Annotated in this window: 26 protein-coding genes, 1 pseudogene and 1 riboswitch; of the genes and pseudogenes, 16 read left to right on the forward strand and 11 right to left on the reverse strand. The window is 61.3% G+C overall.

Going from position 1 to position 25,421, the window contains the following annotated elements; all coding sequences use genetic code 11:
- Positions 1-109 precede the first annotated feature (109 nt).
- Positions 110-1,012 (forward strand): TIGR01777 family oxidoreductase, encoded by a 903-nt coding sequence (locus tag IB249_RS12285; RefSeq protein WP_192305003.1) that lies wholly within the window; start codon positions 110-112, stop codon positions 1,010-1,012.
- A 13-nt stretch (positions 1,013-1,025) separates the two neighbouring features.
- Positions 1,026-2,051, forward strand: coding sequence for a ferrochelatase (gene hemH / locus IB249_RS12290; RefSeq protein ID WP_192305005.1), 1,026 nt, complete (start codon positions 1,026-1,028; stop codon positions 2,049-2,051).
- A gap of 123 nt (positions 2,052-2,174) precedes the next feature.
- Here hemH and IB249_RS12295 read toward each other — a convergent pair whose 3' ends face one another.
- Together IB249_RS12295 and upp are read right to left on the reverse strand one after the other, a co-directional pair.
- Entirely contained in the window at positions 2,175-3,449 is a 1,275-nt protein-coding gene (locus IB249_RS12295) for a uracil-xanthine permease family protein (protein WP_192305007.1), read from the reverse strand.
- 2 nt (positions 3,450-3,451) lie between these two features.
- A complete protein-coding gene (gene upp / locus IB249_RS12300; protein ID WP_192305009.1) occupies positions 3,452-4,090 on the reverse strand; it encodes a uracil phosphoribosyltransferase in 639 nt (212 codons plus the stop codon).
- Positions 4,091-4,252: 162 nt separating this feature from the next.
- On the opposite strand from upp, the gene IB249_RS12305 reads away from it, so the two are divergent.
- From IB249_RS12305 to IB249_RS12320, 4 genes are all read left to right on the forward strand, one after another.
- Complete coding sequence (locus tag IB249_RS12305; RefSeq protein ID WP_162437176.1) at positions 4,253-4,810, forward strand: hypoxanthine-guanine phosphoribosyltransferase; 558 nt, start codon at positions 4,253-4,255, stop codon at positions 4,808-4,810.
- 3 nt (positions 4,811-4,813) lie between these two features.
- Positions 4,814-5,296 (forward strand): WbuC family cupin fold metalloprotein, encoded by a 483-nt coding sequence (locus tag IB249_RS12310; RefSeq protein ID WP_192305011.1) that lies wholly within the window; start codon positions 4,814-4,816, stop codon positions 5,294-5,296.
- A 106-nt stretch (positions 5,297-5,402) separates the two neighbouring features.
- Positions 5,403-5,888, forward strand: a complete 486-nt coding sequence (locus IB249_RS12315; RefSeq protein WP_192305013.1) for a hypothetical protein — start codon at positions 5,403-5,405, stop codon at positions 5,886-5,888.
- Positions 5,889-5,951: 63 nt separating this feature from the next.
- Entirely contained in the window at positions 5,952-6,239 is a 288-nt protein-coding gene (locus IB249_RS12320) for a PA4642 family protein (RefSeq protein WP_192305015.1), read from the forward strand.
- Positions 6,240-6,307: 68 nt separating this feature from the next.
- Here the strand turns inward: IB249_RS12320 and mqo are convergent, their stop codons facing one another.
- Together mqo and IB249_RS12330 are read right to left on the reverse strand one after the other, a co-directional pair.
- Positions 6,308-7,816 carry a malate dehydrogenase (quinone) gene (gene mqo / locus IB249_RS12325; RefSeq protein ID WP_192305017.1) on the reverse strand — a complete coding sequence of 503 codons (1,509 nt, stop codon included), beginning with the start codon at positions 7,814-7,816 and terminating at the stop codon, positions 6,308-6,310.
- Positions 7,817-8,554: 738 nt separating this feature from the next.
- Positions 8,555-8,788: a hypothetical protein gene (locus IB249_RS12330; RefSeq protein WP_192305019.1), complete on the reverse strand. Its 234-nt coding sequence runs from the start codon at positions 8,786-8,788 to the stop codon at positions 8,555-8,557.
- 199 nt (positions 8,789-8,987) lie between these two features.
- Between IB249_RS12330 and IB249_RS12335 the strand changes: the two genes are divergently transcribed.
- A complete protein-coding gene (locus IB249_RS12335; protein WP_192305021.1) occupies positions 8,988-9,572 on the forward strand; it encodes a YajG family lipoprotein in 585 nt (194 codons plus the stop codon).
- A gap of 52 nt (positions 9,573-9,624) precedes the next feature.
- On the opposite strand, the gene IB249_RS12340 is transcribed toward IB249_RS12335, so the two are convergent.
- Positions 9,625-9,831 (reverse strand): hypothetical protein, encoded by a 207-nt coding sequence (locus IB249_RS12340; RefSeq protein WP_192305023.1) that lies wholly within the window; start codon positions 9,829-9,831, stop codon positions 9,625-9,627.
- A 192-nt stretch (positions 9,832-10,023) separates the two neighbouring features.
- Between IB249_RS12340 and IB249_RS12345 the strand changes: the two genes are divergently transcribed.
- A complete protein-coding gene (locus tag IB249_RS12345) occupies positions 10,024-10,302 on the forward strand; it encodes a hypothetical protein (RefSeq protein WP_192305025.1) in 279 nt (92 codons plus the stop codon).
- Between the two features lie 67 nt (positions 10,303-10,369).
- On the opposite strand, the gene IB249_RS12350 is transcribed toward IB249_RS12345, so the two are convergent.
- Complete coding sequence (locus IB249_RS12350) at positions 10,370-11,533, reverse strand: 1-acyl-sn-glycerol-3-phosphate acyltransferase (protein ID WP_192305027.1); 1,164 nt, start codon at positions 11,531-11,533, stop codon at positions 10,370-10,372.
- A 142-nt stretch (positions 11,534-11,675) separates the two neighbouring features.
- Between IB249_RS12350 and IB249_RS12355 the strand changes: the two genes are divergently transcribed.
- From IB249_RS12355 to IB249_RS12365, 3 genes are read left to right on the forward strand one after another with little or no spacing between them, the layout of a single operon-like run.
- Positions 11,676-11,858: a CPXCG motif-containing cysteine-rich protein gene (locus tag IB249_RS12355; protein ID WP_008153387.1), complete on the forward strand. Its 183-nt coding sequence runs from the start codon at positions 11,676-11,678 to the stop codon at positions 11,856-11,858.
- 12 nt (positions 11,859-11,870) lie between these two features.
- Positions 11,871-12,131, forward strand: a complete 261-nt coding sequence (locus tag IB249_RS12360) for a putative signal transducing protein (RefSeq protein WP_192305029.1) — start codon at positions 11,871-11,873, stop codon at positions 12,129-12,131.
- Between the two features lie 35 nt (positions 12,132-12,166).
- Positions 12,167-12,790, forward strand: a complete 624-nt coding sequence (locus IB249_RS12365) for an SOS response-associated peptidase (protein ID WP_192305031.1) — start codon at positions 12,167-12,169, stop codon at positions 12,788-12,790.
- A gap of 38 nt (positions 12,791-12,828) precedes the next feature.
- On the opposite strand, the gene IB249_RS30145 is transcribed toward IB249_RS12365, so the two are convergent.
- On the reverse strand, positions 12,829-13,671 hold the full coding sequence (locus tag IB249_RS30145; protein ID WP_412548006.1) for a methyl-accepting chemotaxis protein: 843 nt from the start codon (positions 13,669-13,671) through the stop codon (positions 12,829-12,831).
- A 12-nt stretch (positions 13,672-13,683) separates the two neighbouring features.
- A pseudogene (locus tag IB249_RS30150) lies at positions 13,684-15,015 on the reverse strand (HAMP domain-containing protein); the annotation flags it as partial.
- Positions 15,016-15,241: 226 nt separating this feature from the next.
- Between IB249_RS30150 and IB249_RS12375 the strand changes: the two are divergent.
- The gene (locus IB249_RS12375; RefSeq protein WP_192305035.1) at positions 15,242-16,060 is read left to right on the forward strand and encodes a M48 family metallopeptidase; all 819 of its coding nucleotides are present in this window, start codon (positions 15,242-15,244) and stop codon (positions 16,058-16,060) included.
- Between the two features lie 103 nt (positions 16,061-16,163).
- Here the strand turns inward: IB249_RS12375 and IB249_RS12380 are convergent, their stop codons facing one another.
- The 3 genes from IB249_RS12380 to IB249_RS12390 form a co-directional block, all read right to left on the reverse strand.
- Positions 16,164-16,748: a TMEM165/GDT1 family protein gene (locus IB249_RS12380; RefSeq protein WP_192305037.1), complete on the reverse strand. Its 585-nt coding sequence runs from the start codon at positions 16,746-16,748 to the stop codon at positions 16,164-16,166.
- A gap of 75 nt (positions 16,749-16,823) precedes the next feature.
- Positions 16,824-16,960: riboswitch (yybP-ykoY riboswitch) on the reverse strand.
- 52 nt (positions 16,961-17,012) lie between these two features.
- A complete protein-coding gene (locus IB249_RS12385) occupies positions 17,013-18,011 on the reverse strand; it encodes a class I SAM-dependent methyltransferase (RefSeq protein ID WP_192305039.1) in 999 nt (332 codons plus the stop codon).
- 33 nt (positions 18,012-18,044) lie between these two features.
- Complete coding sequence (locus tag IB249_RS12390) at positions 18,045-19,010, reverse strand: 2-hydroxyacid dehydrogenase (RefSeq protein WP_192305041.1); 966 nt, start codon at positions 19,008-19,010, stop codon at positions 18,045-18,047.
- A gap of 177 nt (positions 19,011-19,187) precedes the next feature.
- Between IB249_RS12390 and IB249_RS12395 the strand changes: the two genes are divergently transcribed.
- The 4 genes from IB249_RS12395 to IB249_RS12410 all read left to right on the forward strand — a co-directional run bounded on the left by IB249_RS12395 (position 19,188) and on the right by IB249_RS12410 (position 25,327).
- On the forward strand, positions 19,188-19,817 hold the full coding sequence (locus tag IB249_RS12395) for a LysE family translocator (RefSeq protein WP_192305043.1): 630 nt from the start codon (positions 19,188-19,190) through the stop codon (positions 19,815-19,817).
- 149 nt (positions 19,818-19,966) lie between these two features.
- A complete protein-coding gene (locus IB249_RS12400) occupies positions 19,967-21,649 on the forward strand; it encodes a fatty acid--CoA ligase (protein WP_192305045.1) in 1,683 nt (560 codons plus the stop codon).
- 338 nt (positions 21,650-21,987) lie between these two features.
- Positions 21,988-23,934, forward strand: coding sequence for a DUF1302 domain-containing protein (locus IB249_RS12405; RefSeq protein ID WP_192305047.1), 1,947 nt, complete (start codon positions 21,988-21,990; stop codon positions 23,932-23,934).
- A 28-nt stretch (positions 23,935-23,962) separates the two neighbouring features.
- Positions 23,963-25,327 (forward strand): DUF1329 domain-containing protein, encoded by a 1,365-nt coding sequence (locus IB249_RS12410; protein ID WP_192305049.1) that lies wholly within the window; start codon positions 23,963-23,965, stop codon positions 25,325-25,327.
- Positions 25,328-25,421: the final 94 nt, after the last annotated feature.

Consider the following 25,421-nt stretch of genomic DNA (forward strand, 5'->3'; position numbering starts at 1 on the left):
TCTGACAGCTTGGCCTATTGTTAAACACAGAGCCTGTCCGATATCAAAGATTCCCTGCTTATAAAAATAGACTAGTGATCAGGGTAAAACGCCACGCGAGGAAGATGTCATGCACATATTGCTGACCGGCGGTACTGGTTTGATAGGACGTCAACTCTGCCGACACTGGTTGAGTCAGGGGCATCGTTTGACCGTCTTGAGCCGCACGCCTGAAAAAGTCGCGAAAATCTGTGGTGCCGGTGTACGCGGTGTCGCGCTGCTCGAAGACCTCGGGCAAGAGCCTGTCGACGCAATCGTCAACCTCGCGGGTGCGCCGATTGCCGACCGACCCTGGACATCCCGGCGCAAGGCCCTGCTCTGGAGCAGCCGGATTACCCTGACCGAAACCCTGCTGGCCTGGATGGAACAGCGTGAGCACAAACCGCAGGTGTTGATCTCGGGGTCGGCGATCGGTTGGTACGGCGACGGGGGCGAGCGGGAGTTGACCGAAGACTCGGCACCGGTGATCGACGATTTCGCCAGCCAGTTGTGCATTGCCTGGGAGGAAACCGCACAGCGTGCCGAAGGGTTGGGAGTGCGGGTGGTGTTCATTCGGACCGGGCTGGTCCTGTCCGCCGAGGGCGGCTTTTTGTCGCGGCTGCTGCTGCCGTTCAAACTGGGGCTGGGCGGGCCTTTGGGCAATGGTCGGCAGTGGATGCCCTGGATCCATATCAAGGATGAAATCGGCCTGATTGATTTTCTTCTGCATCAGAAAAGTGCCAGCGGTCCTTATAATGCCTGCGCGCCCAAACCGGTGCGCAATCGTGAGTTCGCCAAGACGTTGGGCAGCGTGCTGCACCGACCGGCGTTCATGCCGATGCCGGCGCTGGCGTTGAAAGTCGGCCTGGGCGAATTGTCATCGTTGTTGCTGGGCGGCCAGAAGGCCTTGCCGGCTCGCTTGCTGGAAGCGGGCTACACCTTTGAGTTCACTGATCTGCGCGCGGCTCTGGACGACTTGTCCAGCCGCCTTTGAAATAGGAAGTTGCATGACCGATCACGCGTTGCTCCTGGTCAACCTGGGTTCGCCGGCCTCCACCTCGGTGGCGGATGTGCGCAGCTACCTCAATCAATTTCTGATGGACCCCTATGTGATCGACCTGCCATGGCCGGTGCGACGCCTGCTGGTTTCGCTGATCCTGATCAAGCGCCCGGAGCAGTCGGCTCACGCCTACGCCTCGATCTGGTGGGAGGAGGGTTCGCCGCTGGTGGTGCTCAGTCGTCGCTTGCAGCAGGCCATGAGCACCCAGTGGCATCATGGGCCGGTGGAGCTGGCGATGCGCTACGGCGAACCCTCGATTGAAACGAAACTGGTGCAGCTCGCTGCCCAGGGGCACAAGCGCGTGACCCTCGCGCCGCTTTATCCCCAGTTCGCCGACAGCACGACGACCACGGTGATCGAGGAAGCCAGGCGCGTCGTGCGCGAAAAGAAGCTCGACCTGCAGTTCTCGATCCTCGAGCCGTTTTATGATCAACCCGAATACATCGATGCGCTGGTGGCCAGTGCCACGCCGCACCTGGAGCAGGATTACGATCACCTGCTATTGAGTTTCCATGGGTTGCCGGAGCGGCACCTCACCAAGCTGGACCCGACCGGTCAGCATTGCCTGAAGAATCAGGATTGCTGCCGCAATGCTTCGCCGCAGGTGTTGGCCACCTGTTATCGCGCGCAATGCCTGCGCACGGCGGCAGCGTTCGCCAAGGGCATGGGCTTGCCGGAGGACAAGTGGTCCGTGTCGTTCCAATCGCGCCTGGGGCGGGCGAAATGGATCGAACCCTACACCGAGGCCCGCCTGGATGAACTGGCCAAAAGCGGCGTGAAGAAAGTGCTGGTGATGTGCCCGGCGTTCGTTGCCGATTGCATCGAGACCCTGGAAGAGATCGGCGATCGTGGCAAGGAGCAGTTCCGCGAGGCGGGTGGAGAGGAATTAGTGCTGGTGCCGTGCCTCAACGATGATCCGCAGTGGGCGCGGGCGTTGAACACGCTGTGCGAAAGGGCGCCGTTGGCGCTTTAGAGGCTTGGTCGATCGCTGCCCGGAGCAAGCCCGCTCCCCCATTGGATGTGTGATGCTACGGATCCAGTGTGGGAGCGAGCCTGCTCGCGATAGCGACGTCAGTCACAGCAAATACTTGCAGCCTTACAACAAAGGCTCATCCGCCTTCTTGTTCTTCCAGCCGTCATTGCCCGGCAAAATCAGGTTCAGCCCGATCGCCACCACCGCGCACAGCGCGATGCCTTTGAGGCCAAAGTCGTCCGGGCCGGTGCCGGTGCCGACCAGCACGCCGCCAATCCCGAACACCAGCGTGACCGAGACAATCACCAGGTTGCGCGCCTCGCCCAGGTCGATCTTGTGGCGAATCAGCGTGTTCATGCCCACTGCCGCAATTGAGCCGAACAACAGGCACAGGATTCCGCCCATCACCGGCACCGGAATGCTTTGCAGCAACGCGCCGAATTTGCCGATGAACGCCAGGCTGATGGCGAAGATCGCCGCCCAGGTCATGATTTTCGGGTTGTAGTTCTTGGTCAGCATCACTGCGCCGGTCACTTCGGCATAGGTGGTGTTGGGTGGGCCGCCGAACAGACCGGCTGCGGTGGTGGCAATGCCGTCGCCGAACAGCGTGCGGTGCAGGCCGGGTTTCTTCAGGTAGTCGCGACCGGTCACGCTGCCGACGGCAATCACCCCGCCGATGTGCTCGATGGCTGGCGCCAGTGCCACCGGTACGATGAACAGGATCGCCTGCCAGTTGAACTCCGGCGCAGTGAAGGCCGGAATGGCGAACCACGGTGCGGCGGCGATCCTGGCGGTGTCGACGACGCCGAAATAGAACGACATGGCGAAGCCCACCAGCACGCCGGAAATGATCGGCACCAGGCGGAAAATGCCCTTGCCGAACACCGCGACGACCAGGGTGGTCAGCAGCGCCGGCATCGAGATCAGCATCGCGGTCTGGTAGTGGATCAGCTCGGTGCCGTCCCCCGCCTTGCCCATCGCCATGTTGGCGGCGATCGGAGCCATGGCCAGGCCGATGGAGATGATCACCGGGCCAATCACCACCGGCGGCAGCAACCGGTCAATAAAGCCGGTGCCCTTGATCTTCACGGCCAGGCCGAGGAAGGTGTAGACGAAACCCGCCGCCATCACGCCGCCCATGGTCGCCGCGAGCCCGAACTGGCCCTTGGCGAGAATGATCGGGGTAATGAAGGCGAAGCTCGATGCCAGGAATACCGGCACCTGGCGTCCGGTGACGACCTGAAACAGGATCGTCCCCAGGCCCGCGGTGAACAGCGCCACGTTGGGGTCGAGGCCGGTAATCAGCGGCATCAACACCAGGGCGCCAAACGCCACGAACAGCATCTGGGCGCCGGACAGCACCGTGCGCCAGAGCGGATCGTTGAACTCCTGCTGCATGGTTACGCGTCCTTCTGCTTGGTGCCGAAGATCTTGTCGCCGGCATCGCCCAGGCCAGGAATGATGTAGCCATGTTCGTTGAGCTTCTGGTCAATCGAGGCGGTGTAGATGGTCACGTCCGGGTGAGCCTTCTCGACAGCGGCGATGCCTTCGGGCGCCGCGACCAGGACCATGGCGCGGATGTCACGGCAACCGGCCTTTTTCAGCAGGTCGATGGTGGCGACCATGGAGCTGCCGGTGGCGAGCATCGGGTCGATGATCATCGCCAGGCGTTCGTCGATTTCCGGAACCAGTTTTTCCAGATAGGTGTGGGCCTGCAGCGTCTCCTCGTTGCGGGCCACGCCCACGGCACTGACCTTGGCGCCCGGAATCAGGCTGAGCACGCCTTCGAGCATGCCGATACCGGCGCGCAGGATCGGCACGACGGTGATTTTCTTGCCGGCGATTTTCTCCACCGACACGGTGCCGCACCAACCTGGAATATCGTAGGTTTCCAGCGGCAGGTCCTTGGTGGCTTCATAGGTCAGCAGGGCGCCGACTTCCTGGGCGAGTTCGCGAAAATTCTTGGTGCTGATGTCTGCGCGGCGCATCAGGCCGAGTTTATGACGGATCAGCGGATGGCGGATCTCGAGGATGGGCATGGGAAAGGCTCCGGCGGCGGGCAAAAAAACCGGCCTAGATTAATCTATCCGAGGGTGTTGTCCTATAGACATAGAGTACGTTAGTCCACAAACGCTTGATCTGACCTCGCGGGATGCGTACCTTTGCCCGCTTTTCCTGAACCGCCACCCTTGGAGAGCGCCATGTCCGCTGATCTCGAGCATATCCGTCAAATCATGCGAGAGGCTGACTGCCTGTACACCGAAGCTGAAGTCGAGGCGGCCATCGCCCGCGTGGGTGCGCACATCAATGAGCAACTGGCCGACAGCAACCCGGTGGTGTTCTGTGTGATGAACGGCGGTCTGATTTTCGCCGGCAAGCTGCTCACCCACCTGCAATTCCCGCTGGAAGCGTCCTACCTGCACGCCACCCGCTATCGCAATGAAACCAGCGGCGGCGATTTGTTCTGGAAAGCCAAGCCGGAAGTGTCGTTCATCGACCGCGATGTGCTGATCATCGACGACATCCTCGACGAAGGTCACACCCTGGGCGCGATCATCGACTTCTGCAAACACGCCGGTGCGCGCAAGGTGCACACCGCCGTGCTGATCGACAAGGACCACGACCGCAAGGCGCGTCCGGACCTGAAAGCCGATTTCGTCGGCCTGCCGTGCATCGACCGCTACATCTTCGGCTATGGCATGGACTACAAGGGCTACTGGCGCAACGCCAACGGGATTTTTGCCGTTAAAGGAATGTAAGCCATGAGCACGCCGCGCTTTCTTGACCAGACCCTGTTCAGCGAACTTGCCGAGAAAGCCGGGGCCAATCCTCGCGGGCGCCAGCACCACAACTTCCATCAGATGGAGGAGCCTTGCCACCGAATGGCGGTGGGCTTGCAACCGGCGACGTACATCCCGCCGCATCGACACCTGGGGCACGACAAGGCGGAAACGCTACTGGTCCTCAAAGGACGCCTGGGCCTGTTGATCTTCGACGAGTCCGGCGCGGTGGTGCGCAAACAGATCCTTCAGGCGGGTGGCGAGTGCGTGGGGGTGGACCTGCCGCCCGGCGTGTTCCACGGCCTGGTGGTGCTGGAAGCCGACAGCCTGATGTTCGAGTGCAAGGCCGGCCCTTACCGGCCGGTGGGCGAAGGTGAGCTCGCGTCTTGGGCGCCCCGTGAAGGCGAGCCTGGCGTGGCTGAGTACCAGGCCTGGATGCGTGGGCAGTTCATGGAACGTCTGTAGGAGTGAGCTTGCTCGCGAAGCATGCATGACCAATGCGCGGTACCAGACTGCCAGCGTTATTGTTAATGTCCATCGCGAGCAAGCTCGCTCCTACAAGAGGTCTGTGATGAATCCGTTGATCCGCTGCTGCGCCGCCCTGTTGCTCTCCCTCAGCCTGCCGCTGGCGGCCGCGCCTGCGCCGATGCACGCGCAGTTCCTGCCGCCCGATGACCTGACCCTGAGGGAGGCCGAGCCTGAGCAACAACAGTTGCTGCAGGTCACCGAGTACTCGGTGGTGGTCGGCAGCCAGCGCCAGTCCAACCAGCAGCCGATCCCGGTGACCTCGCCCTTGCTGATTCGCCTGAAGGGCAAGTCCTTGAACAAGGGCGCGACCATCAATCAGGTGCTGGTGAACTTCGACGGCGAAAGCAAAAGCCTGAAAAAGCCGATCTACGACGACAAGAGCAAGACCCTGACGCTGTTTTACCCGCTGGCGCAATACCGCGTGGTGATCGACCTGTTGCGTAATGAAACGGTGTATTGCCAGTTCCTCAGCTACGCCAACGGCCATGTCTGGGCTGACCTGCACACCGGCGCCGTGCGTTCGCGTTGAGCCGGGCGGTCGGTGAAGGGTAAACTGCCTGCCCCGTGAAATGTCTGCGAGCTGGAGTCGGCAATGCGTAAAGATAAGAAGCAAGTGATTGGTGACGAGATCGGCGACGAGCAGATCAAGTTGTTCCTCGATTTCGACCCGGTCGACGCCACTTCGCCGTCCCTGCACAAACTGATCAAGGCCTATCGTGGCCTGCGTATCGATGACTTCGAGCGCTTCCTGGTGTTCTTCGTTGCCGCCGGCTTTGATCTGGATGGCAAGGACGCACAGGGCAACGATTTCATTGCGTTGATCAAGGACCAGCGCAACGCCGCCGAATACATCGAGCTGATCAACGCCGCGCGCGGCTGACGGCTTTCAGGCGGCACAAAAAAACGCCCCGCTCTCGATGAGAGCGGGGCGTTTTTCATGGGCTCGAATCAAGCGAAGCTTGGCGTCTCGCTGCTTTCTTCGACCAGTTCCAGCGCGATGTTGTTCTGCGCGTTGATCTTGCGGTACAGCGCGGCATCGGTTTCCAGCTGTTTTTCACGGGCCGGGAAGATTTCCGCCAGTTTGGTGGCCCATTCGCCGGACGCTTTGCCCGGGAAACATTTCTCGATCAGTTCCAGCATGATCGAAACGGTCACCGAGGCACCAGGCGAAGCGCCGAGCAGTGCCGCCAGGGAACCGTCTCTGGCCGCGACCAGTTCGGTACCGAATTGCAGGATGCCGCCCTTTTTCGGGTCCTTCTTGATGATCTGCACCCGTTGGCCAGCCACTTCCAGGCGCCAGTCCTCGGCTTTGGCCTGAGGGTAGAAGCGGCGCAGGGACTCCAGGCGCTGCTCCATCGATTGCATCACTTCGCTGACCAGGTACTTGGTCAGGTCCATGTTGTTCTTCGCCACGGCAAGCATCGGACCGATGTTGCCGGCGCGAACCGACAGCGGCAGGTCCATGAAGGAGCCGTGCTTGAGGAACTTGGTGGTGAAACCGGCATAAGGTCCGAACAGCAGGGACTTCTTGCCATCGACCACACGGGTGTCCAGGTGCGGCACGGACATGGGCGGCGAACCCACGGCGGCCTGGCTGTACACCTTGGCCTGGTGGTGTTTGACCACTTCCGGGTTGTCGCAACGCAGCCACTGGCCGCTGATCGGGAAGCCGCCGAAGCCTTTGCTTTCCTCGATGCCCGAGGCCTGCAGCAACGGCAACGCCGCGCCGCCCGCGCCAAGGAACACGAACTTGGCGTCGACTTCACGGGTATTGCCGCTGTTGACGTCCTTGATGCTGACGGTCCAGCCGCCGTTGTTGCGCTTCAGGCCGGTCACGCGCTTGCAGTACTTGACCTGGGCATCGGGCGCGCTGGTCAGGTGCTTGAGCAACTGGTTGGTCAGGGCGCCGAAGTTGACATCGGTGCCATTGATGACGCGGGTCGCGGCGAGCACTTCATCAGCCGGACGGCCTGGCATCATCAGCGGCATCCACTCGGCCATTTTGGCCTTGTCTTCGGTGTACTCCATGTCGGCGAAGGCGTGATGCTTGCTCAGCACCTTGAAGCGTTCCTTGAGGAACGATACGCCACTGTCGCCTTGAACGAAGCTCAGGTGCGGCACCGGACTGATGAAGGATTTGCACGAACCGAAGGTGCCTTTTTTGGTCAGGTAGGACCAGAACTGCTTCGACACCTCGAACTGGGTGTTGATGTGCACGGCTTTCTTGATGTCGACGACGCCGTCGGCGCCCTGGGGCGTGTAGTTGAGCTCACACAGCCCGGCGTGACCGGTACCGGCGTTGTTCCACGGGTTGGAACTCTCCGCCGCACCGGAATCCATCAGCTCGACGACTTCCAGCTTGATCGCGGGGTCGAGCTCTTTGAGCAGCACGGCCAGGGTGGCGCTCATGATGCCGGCCCCTACCAGTACTACGTCGACTGCTTCGTTATGCGCCATTTAACGCGTCTCCAAAATCTGCAGCACCAAATTGACGGCATGGCTGCCAGGAGTGACGGGGCGTATCTGTGTTGCCCCAGGTACCCATGGCAGGATCGCCATGTCCGAATCTTCGCAATTTTTCGCAACTTCGACGGACGCTGCCTGCCGGGCTCGATCAGAGTCACATGAACTCATTTCAGCGGGCGGCTGGCAATTCGACTTATGGTCGAGACCTCCGTTCGTGCAACCAAATCCGTAGCGGACAGGCTTCAGGCTCCGGTGTTCGAGGTGTACTCGGTCCTGTGTCGTCGGGCTGTTTCAGACGCTAATGGTGCATATTCAGACGCAAAACTATTCATTTGCTCGCCACACTCTTGTGAAGTTGTGAAAACCCGTTTTTTTCACGCTCTTTTGAAGACGTGAACCTCAAAAAGGGCTGTCCCAGCCTGGCACCGTGCCCGGATGGATGGCCGCCATGGGGTGCATGACGGGCAAAACGGGCAAACAGCTCAGTGACCGAGCGTAACGACAGCTCTGCAGATTCGCGAAAAGAGGGGGTTGCTCAAGGAACAGCAAGCGCGCCAGCTTCACTCGATCTGTGTGGGCGGCTCTCTGTGGGGCGGTGCGGGGTGCCAAAACCGAAGCATTGGCGATGCTGCGAGGCCCGATCAGGAGACGTCCTTATAATCGGGGGGAGATTGTATCTAAGAAACGCAGGGAAATGGACGTGTTTAATGACTTTTATTAGGCGTCTGGTCAGGTTGCCAGCAGTTGCTGGGCCCTGGCGCGGGGTCGACGCGGGCTGACACGGGCGCTGGCGGGCAGGGGATGATGCAGCCAGTTGAGGCGGATTTCCTCGATTTCGACCCAGCCTTCGCCCATGGGCTGCAGGTTGCATTGCTTGAATGCCTGGCAATGACCGTTGTGATCGAGCAGGGCGAAGCAACGGTGCAACGGTCGAGGTGCAAACAACGAGATCAGGTAGCGCATGGCCGGTTACCTTGAGGGGTGATGGCTGTGGAGGTTGTCAAAAAAGCGTGACGTGCAAGTGTACGGAGGGTGAAATCTGTGTGACAGGCGTGGAATCCGAAGGTCTTGTCGGACTAATCCTTGATTGTTGCGCTGGTTCGCCGCACAGGCGCACCGCTATACTGCCGGCCTGTCTGTGCCTGATTCTGGAGAGAAGAGCATGTTGCAACGCTTGTTGTTCGGTTTGATCACTGTGACCAGCTTGACGCTGGTTGGCTGCGCCCACAGCCCGCAACAACTCAATCCGGAGCCGAAGCTGACGACTCAGCTGGCGCCGGTCGGCCACGGCCAGCCTGTGGTGGTGCGCGTGGTGGATGGTCGTCCTTCACCGACCCTGGGCACCCGTGGCGGTCTGTATCCCGAGACCAGCGCGATCACCGTGCAGGGCGCGCAGATCCTGCCGAAGTTGCAGGCACAGGCCGAAGCGGCCGTGCGTCTGCTGGGCTTCACCCCGACGTCCAATGCCCTGAATGCCCCGCAACTGACCGTCACCCTGGCCGAGCTGAAGTATCAGTCGCCCAAGGAAGGCATGTACGTGACCGAGGCCACCATCGGTGCGACGTTCCGCTCCGATGTGCAGAACGCCAACCGTCGCTACAGCGGTCGTTACGGCGCGTCCCTGGACCAGCGTTTCGGCATGGCGCCGAACCAGGAAACCAACACCAAGCTGGTCAGCGATGTGTTGAGCGATGCGCTGACGCGTCTGTTCAAGGACCCGACCGTGGGTCAGATCCTCGGCGAATGATGCGAGCCCTTGCCGGAGCGAGCAATCTCGTTCCGGCAAGGTAACGTTGGGTTCAGGCCGCTTCGCAATAGAAATCCAGCACACTCACGCCCGTCAGCAAGTCTGCCTCAGGCAGATCCGCATGTTGATGGCCACCCAGCGCGCAGTACACCAGCCAATGTCGATCCTGTACGTTGAAGGCGAGGCTGCCGACCAACGTTTGTTGTTCGTCGCTTTGGGCTATCAGGTAGAGGCGGTCCTGGTTTTCGGCGTGGAGCATGACGATGTCCGTGTCGGTTTTGGTGGGGCGAGAGACTGGCGTATTCAGATGACGAAGCCGTGACGCAGGACAGGAATCTGCCAAATGGTGGGTTATTTATCGCAAAACGGCGGGCAGCCCGGGTGTCTTTCGGTAGAATCCGCGCCGCAGTCGTCGGTTCGGCTGCCACACCCGTTATGTCCGAGGTTCGTGATGTCGCTGCATTTGATGACGCTGTTTACTGCCCATCCCGCCAAATTGATCAACTTGCTGGCCTTGCTGTTCGCCTTCCCGGGCAGCTGGTTGTTGCACGCCACGCGTCGCCGCGAACTGCGCGCCCAGGCCAGTCTCGCCGCGCAGCGCCAGACTCGCCCGAGCGACGAGCCAACCGTGGATTGGGCCACCTTGCGCATGAACCGGTTTTTCTATCGTTTCGGCTTTGCCTGCCTGGGGCTCGCGCTGCTGGTATCGTGGATCAGCACGCGCGTCTGAGCATTCCCAAACACCAATGGGAGCGAGCAGGCTCGCTCCCACAGGTTTGTAACCAGGCAAGACGCATCTAAAGCGGCAACCCGGCCTTCACCCGGTACTGATTACGAACCGGCGTGGCGTATTGCAGCACCAGGAACGGACGATGCGCTTCAGGGCAGGCGTCCAGGCGCTGTTGCCATTCTTCCTCGGCCTTGGCCAGTTCATCGGCGGCAAACACCTGGGCGGCGGTCGGCACCTGCAACTGCGGATCGGCGTCCTGCCACTGCGCGTAAGCCAGGTAGTGCACCGGGAACAGGCGATAGCCTCCCAGAATCTGCTTGTCCATTTCGATCGCCAACTGCTTGGTGTCTTCGAACAGGTCGGTGATCGGCGCGGCGAAGTTCACATGGACCCGGCCCTTGTAGCCGGTGATGCCCTTGGCAATGCTCACATCGTCTTCGCCCGGCGCCTTGGTGTAGCTGCCAGTGGTGGCGCGGATGTAAAGCTCGCGGGCCTTGGCCTGGTCGCACGGGTCGTATTCGTAACTGATCGACACCGGGGTGAGGTTCAGCGAGCGGATGACCTCGCCGAACGGCTCGTCCTTGCGGCTCATGTGGAACATCTTGAGAATCGCCGACTCGGTGCGGTCATCGCCGTCCTTGGCCCGGCCTTCGGCCTGGGCGATCCAGATCGAGGCGCAATCGTTGCGGATCGAGTGGTTGATGTAGGCGGACAGCAGCTGGTAGGCCGCCATTTTTTCCCGGCGCCCGGTGATCGAACGGTGCACGATGAAACTCTTGTTCAGGCGCATCAGGTCGCTGACGAAGGGTTTCTGCAACAGGTTGTCGCCGATCGCGATACGCGGTGTCGGCAGGCCGGCGTGGTACACGGCATAGTTGACGAAGGCCGGGTCCATCACGATGTCGCGGTGGTTGGCGATGAACAGGTAGGCACTGCCGGACTTGAACTGCTCGACACCCGTGTAGGTCACCCCGTCCGTGGCGCGGTCGATGGTGTGGTCGACGTAATACTCGACCTTGTCCTGCAGCGTGGCCACGGAATTGACGCCGGCGAACTCACGACGCAAGCGATGCGCTATAAGAGGTTTGAGCATCCAGCCGAAGGCACCGGCGAAACGCGGAAAGCGGAAGTGGGTGAGGATATCTAGAAACGCCTTGTCGCTGAGCAACCGTGCCAGCACCGCTGGTACTTCGCTATCGTCGTAAGGTCGGATGGCATCGAATTCGCCCATCATGCTCTCTTGTTGGAAACGGCTAGGGTAAGTAAAGGTTTTGATCGAAAACCGACGGGGCACGGTCTGAAAAGGTAGCCAGACACCAATAGCCCTGCAAATAGACCGGCGATTATACGCACAAGTCACCCGGGAGACCGCGATGCTGGAAACCGAGCGCTACGAATGTCCTTATTGTGGGGAGGAAGCCGAGGCGGTGCTGGATTTGTCCGGCGGCGATCAGACCTATATCGAAGACTGTCCGGTCTGTTGTCGGCCCATTACGTTCGTGCTGCAGACGGACGGGCAGGAATGGTTGCTTGAAGTTCACAGCGAAAACGAATGAAAGGGGCGCTCCATGCAGCGGATCTATGAACCGGAAAACCTGATGGAAGGCGAGTTGCTGCAAGGCATGCTGGCCAGCGAAGGCATCGAGGCGCATCTGGCCGGGCGGGATTTGCTTGGCGGCAGCGGTGAGTTGCCCATTTTCGGCCTGCTGGGCTTGTCGGTGGAGGACGACCAGGCGGACAACGCCCGGGCGTTGATCACGGCGTACAATGCCGCGTTGCCGCTGCCCGGCGATGAACCGGACAGTTTTCCCGGCACGCTGGTCTGTTAGGCTGGCGGTCGTTTTATCAAGAGTCGTGCTGCCCCATGTGTGGACGTTATGCCCTGTTTCGCTGGAACCCCGCCTTCGCGGCCCTGCCTGGCTTCCCCGCCGACCAGCAGGCCCAGTGGAATATCTCCCCCAACGATTCGGTGCTGATGCTGCGTGCCGGTCCCGACGGTCAGCGTGAGTTGGCCCGGGCGCGCTGGGGATTGACGCCGCCATGGCTGACCGACCTGTCCCGCACCCCGGCCCATGCCCGGGCCGAAACCGTGGCCGAACAACCGATGTTTCGTCAGGCCTTGCGCGAACGTCGCTGCCTGCTGCCGGCCAACGGTTTTTACGAATGGCGCGGCACCACGCGCAAGCGCCCCTACTGGCTGACGCCGGGAGAAGGTTCGTCGTTGTTCTTTGCAGCCGTCTGGGAAGCCTACCCCGTGCAGGAACAGGTCTGGTTGAGCACGGCCGTGATCACGCAGCCGGCGGCGAGTCAGCGACGGCCGTTGATTCTCGACGCAGCGGGGCAGCAGGCCTGGCTCGATCCCGAGACACCCCTGCATGTGTTGCAGGGGTTGCTGGCCGGGGAGCCGGTGGCCCTGCGCGAGCGGGCGCTGGCCAACCTGGTGAATGATCCGAAGTTGAACGGGCCGGAGTGTCTCACCCCCGGCTGATCGGCTGATTCGGGCGTTCCGACGATGGGGTCCTTGGATCAAACCTTGAACTGATTGATCAACCGCCGCTGTTGCTCCGCCAGTTTGGTCAGGCCCGCGCTGGCGGCGCTCGATTCATCGGCGCCGCCCGCCACTTCATTGGCCACCTGGCCGATGTTGATCACATTGCGATTGATGTCATCGGCCACCGCGCTCTGTTCCTCGGCCGCACTGGCAATCTGGGTGTTCATGTCGTTGATCACCGAGACCGCCCGGGTGATGTCATCCAGTGCCTGGGCCGCTTTGGCAGCGTGTTGCACGCTTTCATCGGTGCGGTTCTGGCTGTCCTCCATCACCCGCACCACGTCACGCGTGCCTTGTTGCAGTTGCTGGATCATGGTCTGGATTTCTTCGGTGGCTTGCTGGGTTTTCTGCGCCAGGTTGCGCACTTCATCGGCCACTACTGCAAAACCACGGCCCTGTTCGCCGGCGCGGGCCGCTTCGATGGCTGCGTTCAACGCCAGCAGGTTGGTCTGTTCGGCAATGCCGCGAATGGCGGTCAGGATGGCGTTGATGTTCTCGCTGTCCTTGGCCAGGGTTTGCACCACGTTGACTGCCTTGCCGATTTCCACCGCCAGGGCGCCGATCGAGTTCGACGTGTCCTGGACGATCTGCTTGCCCTGGGCTGCCGACTGGTCGGCATGGCTGGCCGCTTGCGCCGCCTGGGTGGCATTACGCGCCACGTCCTGGGCGGTGGCGGTCATTTCATGCACGGCAGTGGCGACCTGATCGATTTCCACCATTTGTTTCTGCACGCCGATGTTGGTGCGGATGGCGATGTCGGCGGTGTGCTCCGACGAGTCGCTGACGCTCTGCACCGAACTCACGACCTGGGTGATCATCGCCTGCAACTTGGCGAGGAAGGTGTTGAAGCCCTTGGCGATCGAGCCCAGCTCATCGGCGCGGTCACTGGTCAGGCGGCGTGTCAGGTCGCCTTCGCCCTTGGCAATGTCGTCGAGCATCGCCACCATCTGTTTCAGTGGACGGGCAATGCCGTGGCCGACCAGCCAGATCACCAGCAAACCGATGCCGGCAATCAGCAGGCCGACCATGGCCATGCCAAAGGTGTCGGATTTGCGTTGGGCATCGAGGTCGGCCTGCAGCTTTTGCAGGTCGGCCATGACCGCGTCCAGCGGCAGTTGCAGCATCAGCGTCCAGCGCGCGTCGGTCTGGCCGATACCGAATGGCAGGTACAACTCGATCCGGCCCTGGTTTTTGTCGACGGTGTAGGTCACTTCGCCGCGCTTGAGATTGGCCATGTTGGTAATCTGCTGGCTGTCGAGGATATCGCTGACCTTCTCGCCGAATTTGCTCGGGTCCTTGGTGTAGGCGACGATTCGGCCGTTACCGCCAATCAGCGCCATGACGCCGGAGCCGTTGTACAGCTTCTGGTTCGCGCCCAGGAGCATTTCCTGGATGAAGTTCACCGACAGGTCGGCACCGACGATGCCCTGGAAGGCGCCGTTGAGCATGATCGGCTCAATGAACGACGCGAGCATGACGATCTTGTCACCGACCTTGTAGGGCGCCGGGTCGATGACACAGGATTTTTTGGTTTCCTTCGAGCACAGGTAGTACTCACTGGCGCGCACGCCGGTGGACAGGGTTTTCTGGTCGTCGACGTCCACCAGTTTGTCCAGGCCCAGGCTGCCATCGGCGTTACGGAACCACCAGGGCAGAAAGCGGCCGTTGGCAGGGTCGATGCCTGTCACGCGGGTGCCGATGTAAGCGGCGTCATTGCGGTCCAGTACGTTTTGTTCCCAGGCAATGTAGGTGCCGAGAATTTTTGGGTTTTTGGCGACGTTTTCCTTGATCAGGTTGATCAGTTGCTCACGGTTCAGGCTCAACTGCGGCTGACCGTCGGCGCCGGGCGTGCCGATCAGCGCGTTGACCCGCACCAGTCCTCCGGCAATCAACAGGGGCGCTTCGAGCTCACGCTGGATCTGGCTGACCTGGGTCTGCGCCAGAGACGTCAGGCGTTGTTCGATGACCTGTTCGAATTGTGCCTGGGTTCGCTCCTGAACCATGGCCTGGGTGCGTGCACCGGAGAACAGGGCGTACAGCACCAGCGCGGCAACGACGCTTAAGACGATGGCGCCGGCCAGGGCTGCCACGGAAAACTGGATCGACTTGAATTTCATGGGGACTCCGCACGCAAGAGGACATCTGCGGTGCTGTATCGGCATTGGCGTCGATCGCCATGAGTGCGGCGCGATGAATTGACTGTTTTGGTGTGGTCGATGTCGTATTTGGAATCATTGCCCAGCGTGGCTGGCCGTGGCGGGGCGAGGTATGTGAATTTTTTCCTACCGCAGGACCTTCATCCGAAATGTTCGGTTGAATGTCTGTTGTATCTGGCGCCGATACAATTGGGCGCCTAGGATACGCGGCATGTTTTCAAGGAGTTTTTTGATGAACAAGCGATTGATTGTGTGTGCCCTGAGCGCGGGCCTGATGCTCGCCGGTTGTCAGTCGGTCAACACCACCAGCGGCGGTGCTGTTGGCGTGGAGCGCAAGCAGTACATGTTCAGCATGTTGTCCACGGACGAAGTGAACCAGATGTACGCCCAGTCCTATCAAAAGACCGTGGGCGAGGCGAGCAGCCAGGGCGTGCTGGACAAGACCAGCACCGAGGCCAAGCGTGTCCAGGCGATTGCCAACCGGTTGATCGCTCAGGCGCCGGTATTCCGCCCGGACTCGGCGCAGTGGAAATGGGAAGTCAACCTGATCAAGAGCGATGAACTCAACGCCAACTGCGGACCGGGCGGCAAGATCATTTTCTACACCGGTTTGATCGACAGCCTGAAGCTCACCGACGACGAAATCGCTGCGGTCATGGGGCATGAAATCGCCCACGCCCTGCGTGAACACGGTCGCGAAGCGATGTCCAAGGCCTACGGTATCGAGATGGCGAAGCAGGGCGCGGGTGCCTTGTTCGGCCTGGGACAGGACAGCCTCGCGCTGGCGGACACCGTCGCCAACTACGGCATGACGCTGCCCAACAGCCGCGCCAACGAAAACGAAGCGGACCTGATCGGCCTGGAGCTGGCCGCCCGCGCCGGCTACAACCCGAACGCCGCGATCACCTTGTGGAACAAGATGAGCAAGGCTTCGGAAGGCTCGCCGCCGGAGTTCATGAGCACTCACCCGGCCTCGAGCAGCCGAATTGCTTCGCTGGAGGCGGCGATTCCGAAGGTGATGCCGTTGTACGAGAAGGCGCCGAAGTCCTGATTTTGCGCTGTTGCTCCTGACGCCATCGCGAGCAGGCTCGCTCCCACAGTCGTTTGCATTCCAATGTGGGAGCGAGCCTGCTCGCGATGAACGATGACGCGGTTCAAACCCAGCCGCTGCTCTGCATCGCCTTGTACACCGCCACCACCGCGAGGATGAAGAACGCCGACGCCGCCAGGCGGCGGATCAGCGTCAATGGCAATTTTTCCGCAGCAAAATTACCCGCCAGTACCACCGGCACGTTGGCAATCAGCATGCCAGCTGTGGTGCCGATGATCACCAGCCACAATTCAGGGTATTGCGCGGCGAGCATCACCGTCGCGATTTGTGTCTTGTCGCCGATTTCCGCAAGGAAGAAGGCAATCAGCGTCGTCACGAACGGCCCGAACTTGCGGGAAGTGCTGGCTTCGTCGTCGTCCATCTTGTCCGGCACCAGGGTCCAGAGCGCCGTCGCGGCAAAGCTCGCGGCGAGAATCCAGTGCAGCATCGTATCCGAGAAGAAACCGCCGACCCAGGCTCCGACTGCACCGGCTGCCGCGTGGTTGGCCAGGGTGGCGGCGACGATGCCGGCGATGATTGGCCACGGTTTGCGGAAGCGCGCAGCGAGAATCAGCGCGAGCAGTTGCGTCTTGTCGCCGATTTCGGCCAGGGCAACGATTGCGGTGGGGACGAGCAGTGAATCCAGCATCAGGGTTTTCCTAAGGGGCGGGTCGACACGGCTATGACACGTACAGCCTTCCCGCCCCGGGTAAGGTGTGCGTGTCATAGGTCTTGTCAAACCCTGCGATCCGTCTGATGCGGACGCTGGGGTCGCATGCGCCATGGTCTGAGGACCAAGTATGTTGACGCATGCCGGGCGAGCTGGGTGCTCGCGGGAGACTACTCCCCTAGGACGGAGCGGATTCTGCCTAGGCAAATCCGATAGGGCAAGCCCCTTGTTTTAAAAAACGTGTCAGCCGCGTTTGGCGCGATAGATTCGGAAACCCTGACCCTCGGCCTTGATCGCACACACACCCAGGTGTTCTTCGATCAGTGGCTGGTACTTCAGGAAACTGTTAGCCACCAAGCGTAGTTCGCCGCCGTTTTTCAGGTGTTTCGCTGCTTTTCGCAGCAAGTTCTCCGTGGCGAAATAATCGGTGTGCACCCCGACATGGAACGGCGGGTTGCTCAGAATGGCACTCAAACCCATCGGCGCGGCGTCGATGCCGTCGCCGGTAATCACCTCGGCTTCCAGGCCATTTGCGGCGAGAGTCAGGCGACTGCTGGCGGCCGCGAACGCGTCGACATCCAGCAGGGTCAATTGGTTGTGCGGGTAACGGCGCTTGACCGCTGCGCCCAGGACCCCGGCGCCGCAACCGAAGTCCAGTAAATGACCGCTCGGTAATTTGTCCAGGTGCTCCAGCAACAACGCGCTGCCGCGATCCAGTCGCCCGTGGCTGAACACGCCCGGCAGACTTATGACTGTCAGCGGCCCTTCCGCCAGTGGCAACTCGTAGGTCTGGGCCAGGCTTTCCAGGGATCTGGCCTCTGGCGCATTGGCCACAGTGACTTGCCAGAGCTGGCAATGCCGCGCGCTGTCGAGCTTGCGCGGCTTGCCGAAGGGGTTCAGCTGTTTGGCTGCGCCTTCGATGCCGCTGCGCTTTTCACCCACCAGGTAAAGCGTTCGACCGGCCAGGCGCGAGGCGAGGGCGTTGAGCAGGTAATCGGTGAGGTCCTTGGCTTTTGGCAGGAACACCACTGCGGTCTCGAATTCACGCTCGGGGGCGTTCACGCCGAAATGGCTGCGGCCCTCGAAACGCGCGTCCAGGGCAGCCTGGTCGCCGGCATGCCAGCACCAGCCGTGGGCGTCGGGCAGGCGTCCCAGCAAGTCGTCGGCGGGCAAACCGGCCAGCAATACCGAACCCTGGAACAACTCGGCCTGACGAAGCAGTACTTCACTGCGCGGATCCATACTCTGCTCCCTGAAAAAAAGTGCGGCAGTTTATCAACTGACGACCCGCAGTGCCTTACCGCTGAAGTAGCCCAGTGCGTTTTCGGTCAATTGCCCCACGATTCGCTGCCGAGCCTCGCGACTGCCCCAGGCGTTGTGCGGTGTGACGATCAGGCGCGGAATGTCGGTGGCGAGCAACGGGTTGCCGGCGGCTGGCGGTTCGACGCTGAGCACGTCCGTGGCGGCGCCGCCAAGGTGGCCGTTACGCAGGGCATCGGCCAGCGCCTGCTCGTCGATCAGGCCACCGCGTGCGGTGTTGACCACGAAGGCCCCCGACTTCATCGACGCCAGTTCGCGGGCGCCGATGAAGTGGCGAGTGTGCTCGTTGAGCGGGCAGTGCAGGGTCAGGGCATCGATCTGCGGCAACAGCTCGTCCAGCGGCAGGCGGTCCGGGCGGGCAGGGCGCCCTGGAATCTGGCCGAGCAGCACGCGCATGCCAAAGGCTTCGGCCAGGCGGGCGACCGCGCCGCCCAGTTCGCCGTGACCGAGCAGGCCGAGGGTTTTGCCTTCGAGTTCGACGATCGGGTAGTCCAGCAGGCAGAACTGTCTGGCCTGCTGCCAGCGACCTTCGCCCACGGCTTTCTGATAGTCGGCCAGGCGTGTGGCCAGGTTGAGCAGCAGCATGATCGTGTGCTGCGCCACCGATGGCGTGCCATACCCCTGACAGTTGCAGACCGTCACGCCGTGGGCGCGGGCGGCGGCCAGATCGACGTTGTTGGTGCCGGTGGCGGTGATCAGGATCAGCTTCAGCTCGGGGCTGGCGGCGATGGTCGCGGCGTCGATCAGGATTTTATTGCTGATGGCGACCGTGGCGCCCTTGAGGCGTTCGGTAACCTGCTCCGGTGACGTCTGGGCGAACAGTTGCAGTTCATCGAAACATTCGCGCAGGGGGCTGAGGTCGAGATCGCCGAGGTCCAGCGAGGGGTGGTCGAGGAAAACGGCGCGGCGAATATTCGTCATCAACTGTACCTTTTGTGCGTTGAACTGAAGGCGTAATCTGCCGAGCCTACCAGATGAAACAAATCGTTACGCATCATCGAGACGCAAGCGGGACCCTGTGGGAGCGAGCAAGTCCGCTCCCAGGGACGATGCGAGCCGACAGGCGTGAATCATACCGAACTGCCCCAGAGGACCCCCATGTACTGGACAGAATTCCTGACCGTTGCCCTCATCCACCTGCTGGCCGTGGCCAGCCCCGGGCCGGACTTTGCCGTGGTGGTGCGCGAGAGCGTGACCCATGGTCGGCGTGCCGGCACCTGGACGGCGCTGGGTGTCGGCACGGCGATTTTCCTCCACGTCGGCTACTCGTTGCTCGGCATCGGCCTGATCGTGTCGCAGTCGATCGTGCTGTTCAACGCCTTGAAATGGGCCGCAGCCGCCTACTTGCTGTACATCGGCTTCAAGGCCTTGCGCGCGCAGCCCGCAAAGCCGGTGGCGGACGACCTGCACAAGGAAGCGGGTGAGCGTACCGCTCGTGGGGCGTTTACCTCGGGTTTCGTGACCAATGGCCTGAACCCGAAGGCCACGCTGTTCTTCCTGTCGCTGTTTACCGTGGTCATCAACCCGCATACCCCGATGGCGGTGCAGGCGGGTTACGGGGTTTACCTCGCTGCCGCAACGGCGGTCTGGTTCTGCCTGGTGGCGATGCTGTTCAGCCAACAGCGCGTGCGCGCCGGTTTTGCGCGCATGGGCCACTGGTTCGATCGGACCATGGGGGCGGTGCTGATCGCCATTGGCGTGAAACTCGCATTGACCGAAATGCACTGAGTTCACCGCGCTCCCGGCGAACAAATGCTGGCGCAAAGCTAGCATTTGTTCGCCTCTGCAAATCATTCCTTTGGCTGATTTGGCCGGCGTGAGAGGGCACTAGAGTGCTTACTTTCAGCCACGACCGTGCAGTCAGAAAAGGGATTCTTATGTTGCAGACTCGCGTTATCCCCCCAGCCGAAGGCGCTTACCAGTACCCATTGCTGATCAAACGGCTGCTGATGTCCGGGGCTCGCTACGAGAAAACCCGTGAAATCATTTACCGCGATCAGTTGCGCTACAGCTATCCGACCCTGATCGAACGGGTCGCGCGACTGGCCAACGTACTGACGGAGGCTGGCGTCAAGGCCGGTGATACCGTGGCGGTGATGGACTGGGACAGCCATCGCTACCTGGAATGCATGTTCGCCATCCCGATGATCGGCGCGGTGATCCACACCATCAACGTGCGCCTGTCGCCGGAACAGATCCTCTACACCATGAACCATGCCGAGGACCGCTTCGTGCTGGTCAACAGCGAGTTCGTGGGCCTTTACAAGGCGGTGGCCGGGCACCTGACCACGGTCGAGAAAACCCTGCTGCTGACCGACCTGCCGGAAAAGACTGCCGATTTGCCGAACCTCATCGGCGAATACGAGCAGTTGCTGGCGGCCGCGAGCACCCGGTACGACTTCCAGGACTTCGACGAGAATTCGGTCGCGACCACGTTCTACACCACCGGCACCACCGGCAATCCCAAGGGCGTGTATTTCACCCACCGGCAACTGGTGCTGCACACCATGGGCGTCTCGACCATCATGGGCGCCATCGACAGCGTACGGCTGTTGGGGACCAACGATGTGTACATGCCGATCACCCCGATGTTCCATGTGCATGCCTGGGGTTTGCCGTATGTCGCGACGATGCTCGGCCTCAAGCAGGTGTACCCGGGGCGCTACGACCCGGAATACCTGGTGGAGCTGTGGCGCAAGGAAAAGGTCACCTTTTCCCACTGCGTGCCGACCATCCTGCAAATGCTCCTCAACGCCAAGGCGGCGCAAGGCACGGATTTCGCTGGCTGGAAAATCGTCATTGGTGGCAGTGCGTTGAATCGCACGCTGTACGAAGCGGCCAAGGCCAGGGGCATTCAACTGACTGCCGCCTACGGCATGTCGGAAACCGGGCCGCTGGTGTCGTGCGCGCACCTCAACGACGAGTTGATGGCGGGCACCGAAGACGAACGCACCACCTATCGCATCAAGGCCGGGGTGCCCGGACCACTGGTGGAAGCGGCGATCGTCGACTGCGTCGGCAACTTCCTGCCCGCCGACGGAGAGACCCAGGGCGAGTTGGTGCTGCGCGCGCCGTGGCTCACCGAAGGTTATTTCAACGAGCCGCAGAAGGGCGCCGAGCTCTGGGCCGGCGGCTGGCTGCACACCGGTGATGTGGCGACGCTGGACAGCATGGGGGTGATCGACATCCGCGACCGGATCAAGGACGTGATCAAGACCGGCGGCGAGTGGATCTCGTCCCTGGACCTCGAAGACCTGATCAGCCGTCACGCAGCGGTACGCGAAGTAGCAGTGGTGGGCATCGCCGATCCACAGTGGGGCGAGCGTCCGTTTGCCTTGCTGGTGATCCGCGAGGGCCATGTAATCGGGGCCCGGGAACTCAAGGAACACCTCAAGCCATTTGTCGAGCTGGGGCACCTGAGCAAGTGGGCGATCCCGAGCCAGATCGCCCTTGTTACGGAAATTCCCAAGACCAGCGTCGGCAAGCTCGACAAGAAGCGCATCCGCCTCGACATCACCGAATGGCAGGCCAACAACAGCACCTTCCTTTCGACGCTTTAAGCCTTCCCCGGCGTGCCTGAAAAGGCACGCCAGCCCCACCAAGCAAGCGCTTGGCTTGTCATTTCCGGATTTTCAGCCATCCTTCCCCTGCCGACGGGCGTCGGTCTGGCGAAAGGACTGTTCCAGAGTGGCTGGCCGCTGCAAATCACACTTTAGAGGGATCAAGCAGTACTACCTGCTGGCTATAGTCCGCTCAAGGATTTTTAAGAACGGGGCACACGCACAACACGGGGCGATGCAACTTTGGAGTGACGTCGGGAGGCCTCTGGCACCCGGTCAACCACGGCGTTTTTAAAAGTACTCACTGCCATAACAATAATGCACATGGAGTAGCGTCGATGACATCAGCAAACCAGTTCTGGCGCCGGGCGAAACTGCCTCTGGCTGTCAGTCTTGCCTCCACGCTCGCCGGGCCCGCATTCGGCGTCAGTTTCAACATTGGTGAAATCGAAGGTCAGTTCGACTCATCCCTGTCGATTGGCGCTAGCTGGTCGACCGAGAGCGCCAACAAGAACCTCATCGGCGTCAACAACGGTGGTCGCGGCCTGTCGCAGACTTCCGATGACGGCCACCTGAACTTCAAGAGCGGGGACACCTTCTCGAAGATCTTCAAGGGTATCCATGACCTTGAGTTGAAATACGGCGACACCGGTGTCTTCGTCCGTGGCAAATACTGGTATGACTTCGAACTCAAGGACGAAAGCCGTCCGTTCAAGGACATCAGCGACAGCAACCGCAAGGAAGGCGCCAAGTCCGCCGGCGGCCAGATCCTCGACGCCTTCGTCTACCACAACTACGCGATCGCCGATCAGCCGGGTTCCGTGCGTCTGGGCAAGCAAGTGGTCAGTTGGGGTGAAAGTACCTTCATCGGCGGCGGCATCAACTCGATCAACCCGATCGACGTGTCCGCGTTCCGTCGTCCGGGTGCCGAGATCAAGGAAGGCCTGATTCCGGTCAACATGTTCTATGTGTCCCAGAGCCTGACCGAAAACCTGTCGACCGAAGCGTTCTATCAGATCGAATGGGACCAGACCGTCGCCGACAACTGCGGCACGTTCTTCTCGCAACCGGACGTGATCGCCGATGGCTGCGACAACAACCTGGCCGTTCTGCGTACGCGTAACGGCCTCAACAGCTCGCTGGCCGCCGCAGGCCTGCCAGCCGGGCTGCGTAACGCCGCCATCAACACCCTGGCGGCCCGTGGCGTGAGATGGGGCGACCCGGATGAAGGTGCCATCGTGCGTCGCGGCCCCGACCGCGACGCCCGCGACAGCGGCCAGTTCGGCGTGTCCTTCAAGTACATGTTCGAACCGCTGGACACCGAGTTCGGTGCCTATTTCATGAACTACCACAGCCGTGCGCCGATCTTCAGCGGCAAAGGGGCTCCGCTGAGCGCGTACAGCGGCACGGCGCTGGGTGGCGCGCTGATCGGTGCAGGTATTCCAGGCGCTATCGTGGGCGGTCCGACCGGGCTGGCTGCACAGCTGCTGCCGTTGCAAGTGGCGGGCAACTCCAGCTACTTCGTCGAGTACCCGGAGGACATTCGCCTGTATGGCTTGAGCTTCTCCACCACGTTGCCTACCGGTACCGCGTGGAGCGGTGAGTTCAGCTACCGTCCGAATGCACCGGTGCAGCTCAACACCACCGACATTCTGTATTCCGGCCTGACGCCGCTGGATCCACGGGTGTCCGTGCTGCAAGGTCAGCCAGGGCAGGATCAACACGGCTATCGCCGCAAGGAAGTGTCGCAACTGCAGACCACCTTCACCCACTTCTTCGATCAGGTGATGGGCGCCGAGCGTCTGACCCTGGTGGGCGAGGTCGGCTGGACGCACGTGGGTGGCCTGGAAAGCACCTCCAAGGCACGTTACGGTCGTGATCCGAGCTACGGCCCCGGCCCGCTGCCTGGTGGTCAGTGCCAGGCGTTGAACGCCAATACCCTGGCGGGCGGAGCGCTAAACAACGTCAGCCGCTACTGCGAAAACGATGGCTTTACCACGACCGATTCCTGGGGCTACCGCGCTCGCGCCATCTGGGAATACAACGACGTGTTCGCCGGCGTGAACCTCAAGCCGAACATCGCCTGGTCCCATGACGTCGACGGTTACTCGCCGGGTCCTGGCGGCAACTTCGAGGAAGGTCGCAAGGCGGTCAGCCTGGGTCTGGATGCCGAGTACCAGAACACCTACACCGCGTCGTTGGCCTACACCAACTTCTTCGACGGCAAGTACACCACCGTGGACGATCGCGACTTCGTTGCGCTCAGCTTCGGCGTGAACTTCTAAGCACTGCATTTTCAGGACGAACACACTTATGAAAACAACAAAGAGTCTGTTCCACGTTGGTGTTCTGGGGCTAACGCTGCTGGCCACCAGTGTGATGGCTGCGGTCCCCGCAGCCGAAGCGGACAAGCTGGGCAAAAGCCTGACGCCGATGGGCGCCGAGATGGCGGGCAATGCCGACGGTTCGATCCCGGCCTGGAAACCGATGGCGAAAAACGCCGGCACCGTCGACAGCAAAGGCTTCCTGTCCAACCCGTACGCCAGTGAACAACCGCTGTTCACCATCACCGCGCAGAACGTCGACCAGTACAAGGACAAGCTTGCACCGGGCCAGTACGCGATGTTCAAGCGCTACCCGGAAACCTTCAAGATGCCGGTCTACACGTCCCATCGCGGTGCCACCGTGCCCGATGACGTGTTTGCCGCCATCAAGAAAAACGCCACCAACACCACGCTGGTCGGCGGCGGCAACGGTCTGGAAAATTTCGAAACCGCCGTGCCGTTCCCGATTCCAAAAAGCGGCGTCGAGGTGATCTGGAACCACATCACCCGTTATCGCGGCGGCAGCGTGACCCGTCTGGTGACCCAGGCCACACCGCAGCCGAACGGTTCGTACAGCCTGGTGTACTTCCAGGACCAGTTCGTGTTCCGCGACAAGATGAAGGACTACGATCCGGCGAACCCGGGCAACATCCTGTTCTACTTCAAGCAGAAAGTGACCGCGCCGTCGCGTCTGGCCGGTGGTGTGCTGCTGGTGCACGAAACCCTCGACCAGGTGAAGGAACCCCGTGCCGCATGGGTCTACAACGCCGGCCAGCGTCGTGTACGCCGGGCACCGCAAGTGTCCTATGACGGCCCGGGTACCGCAGCCGACGGCCTGCGTACCTCCGACAACCTGGACATGTACAACGGTGCGCCGGATCGCTACGACTGGAAACTCGAAGGCAAGAAAGAGATGTACATCGCTTCCGACAGCTACAAGCTCGACGATCCGAAGCTGAAGTACTCCGACATCATCAAGGCCGGTCACATCAATCAGGACCTGGCTCGCTACGAGCTGCGCCGGGTCTGGCATGTGGTCGCCACCTTGAAGGATGGCCAGCGCCACATCTACGCCAAGCGTGACTTCTACATCGACGAAGACACCTGGCAAGCGGCGGTGATCGACCACTACGACGGCCGCGGCCAACTGTGGCGCGTTGCCGAAGCGCACGCCGAGAACTACTACGACAAGCAAGTGCCGTGGTACGCCCTGGAAACCCTGTACGACCTGCAATCGGGCCGTTACCTGGCACTGGGCATGAAAAACGAAGAGAAGCAGGCGTATGACTTTGGCTTCACCGCCACCACCAGCGACTTCACCCCGGCGGCATTGCGCCAGGATGGGGTCCGTTAACCGCAACTGAAGAGGCCGCATCCTCGAAAAAAAGCCCCGACCGGTTCGGGGCTTTTTTTTTGTTCGTGACTTTTTGTAGCCATTTGTAGCAATA

It is taken from the genome of Pseudomonas sp. PDM04 (assembly GCF_014851765.1).
Taxonomy (GTDB): Bacteria; Pseudomonadota; Gammaproteobacteria; order Pseudomonadales; family Pseudomonadaceae; genus Aquipseudomonas.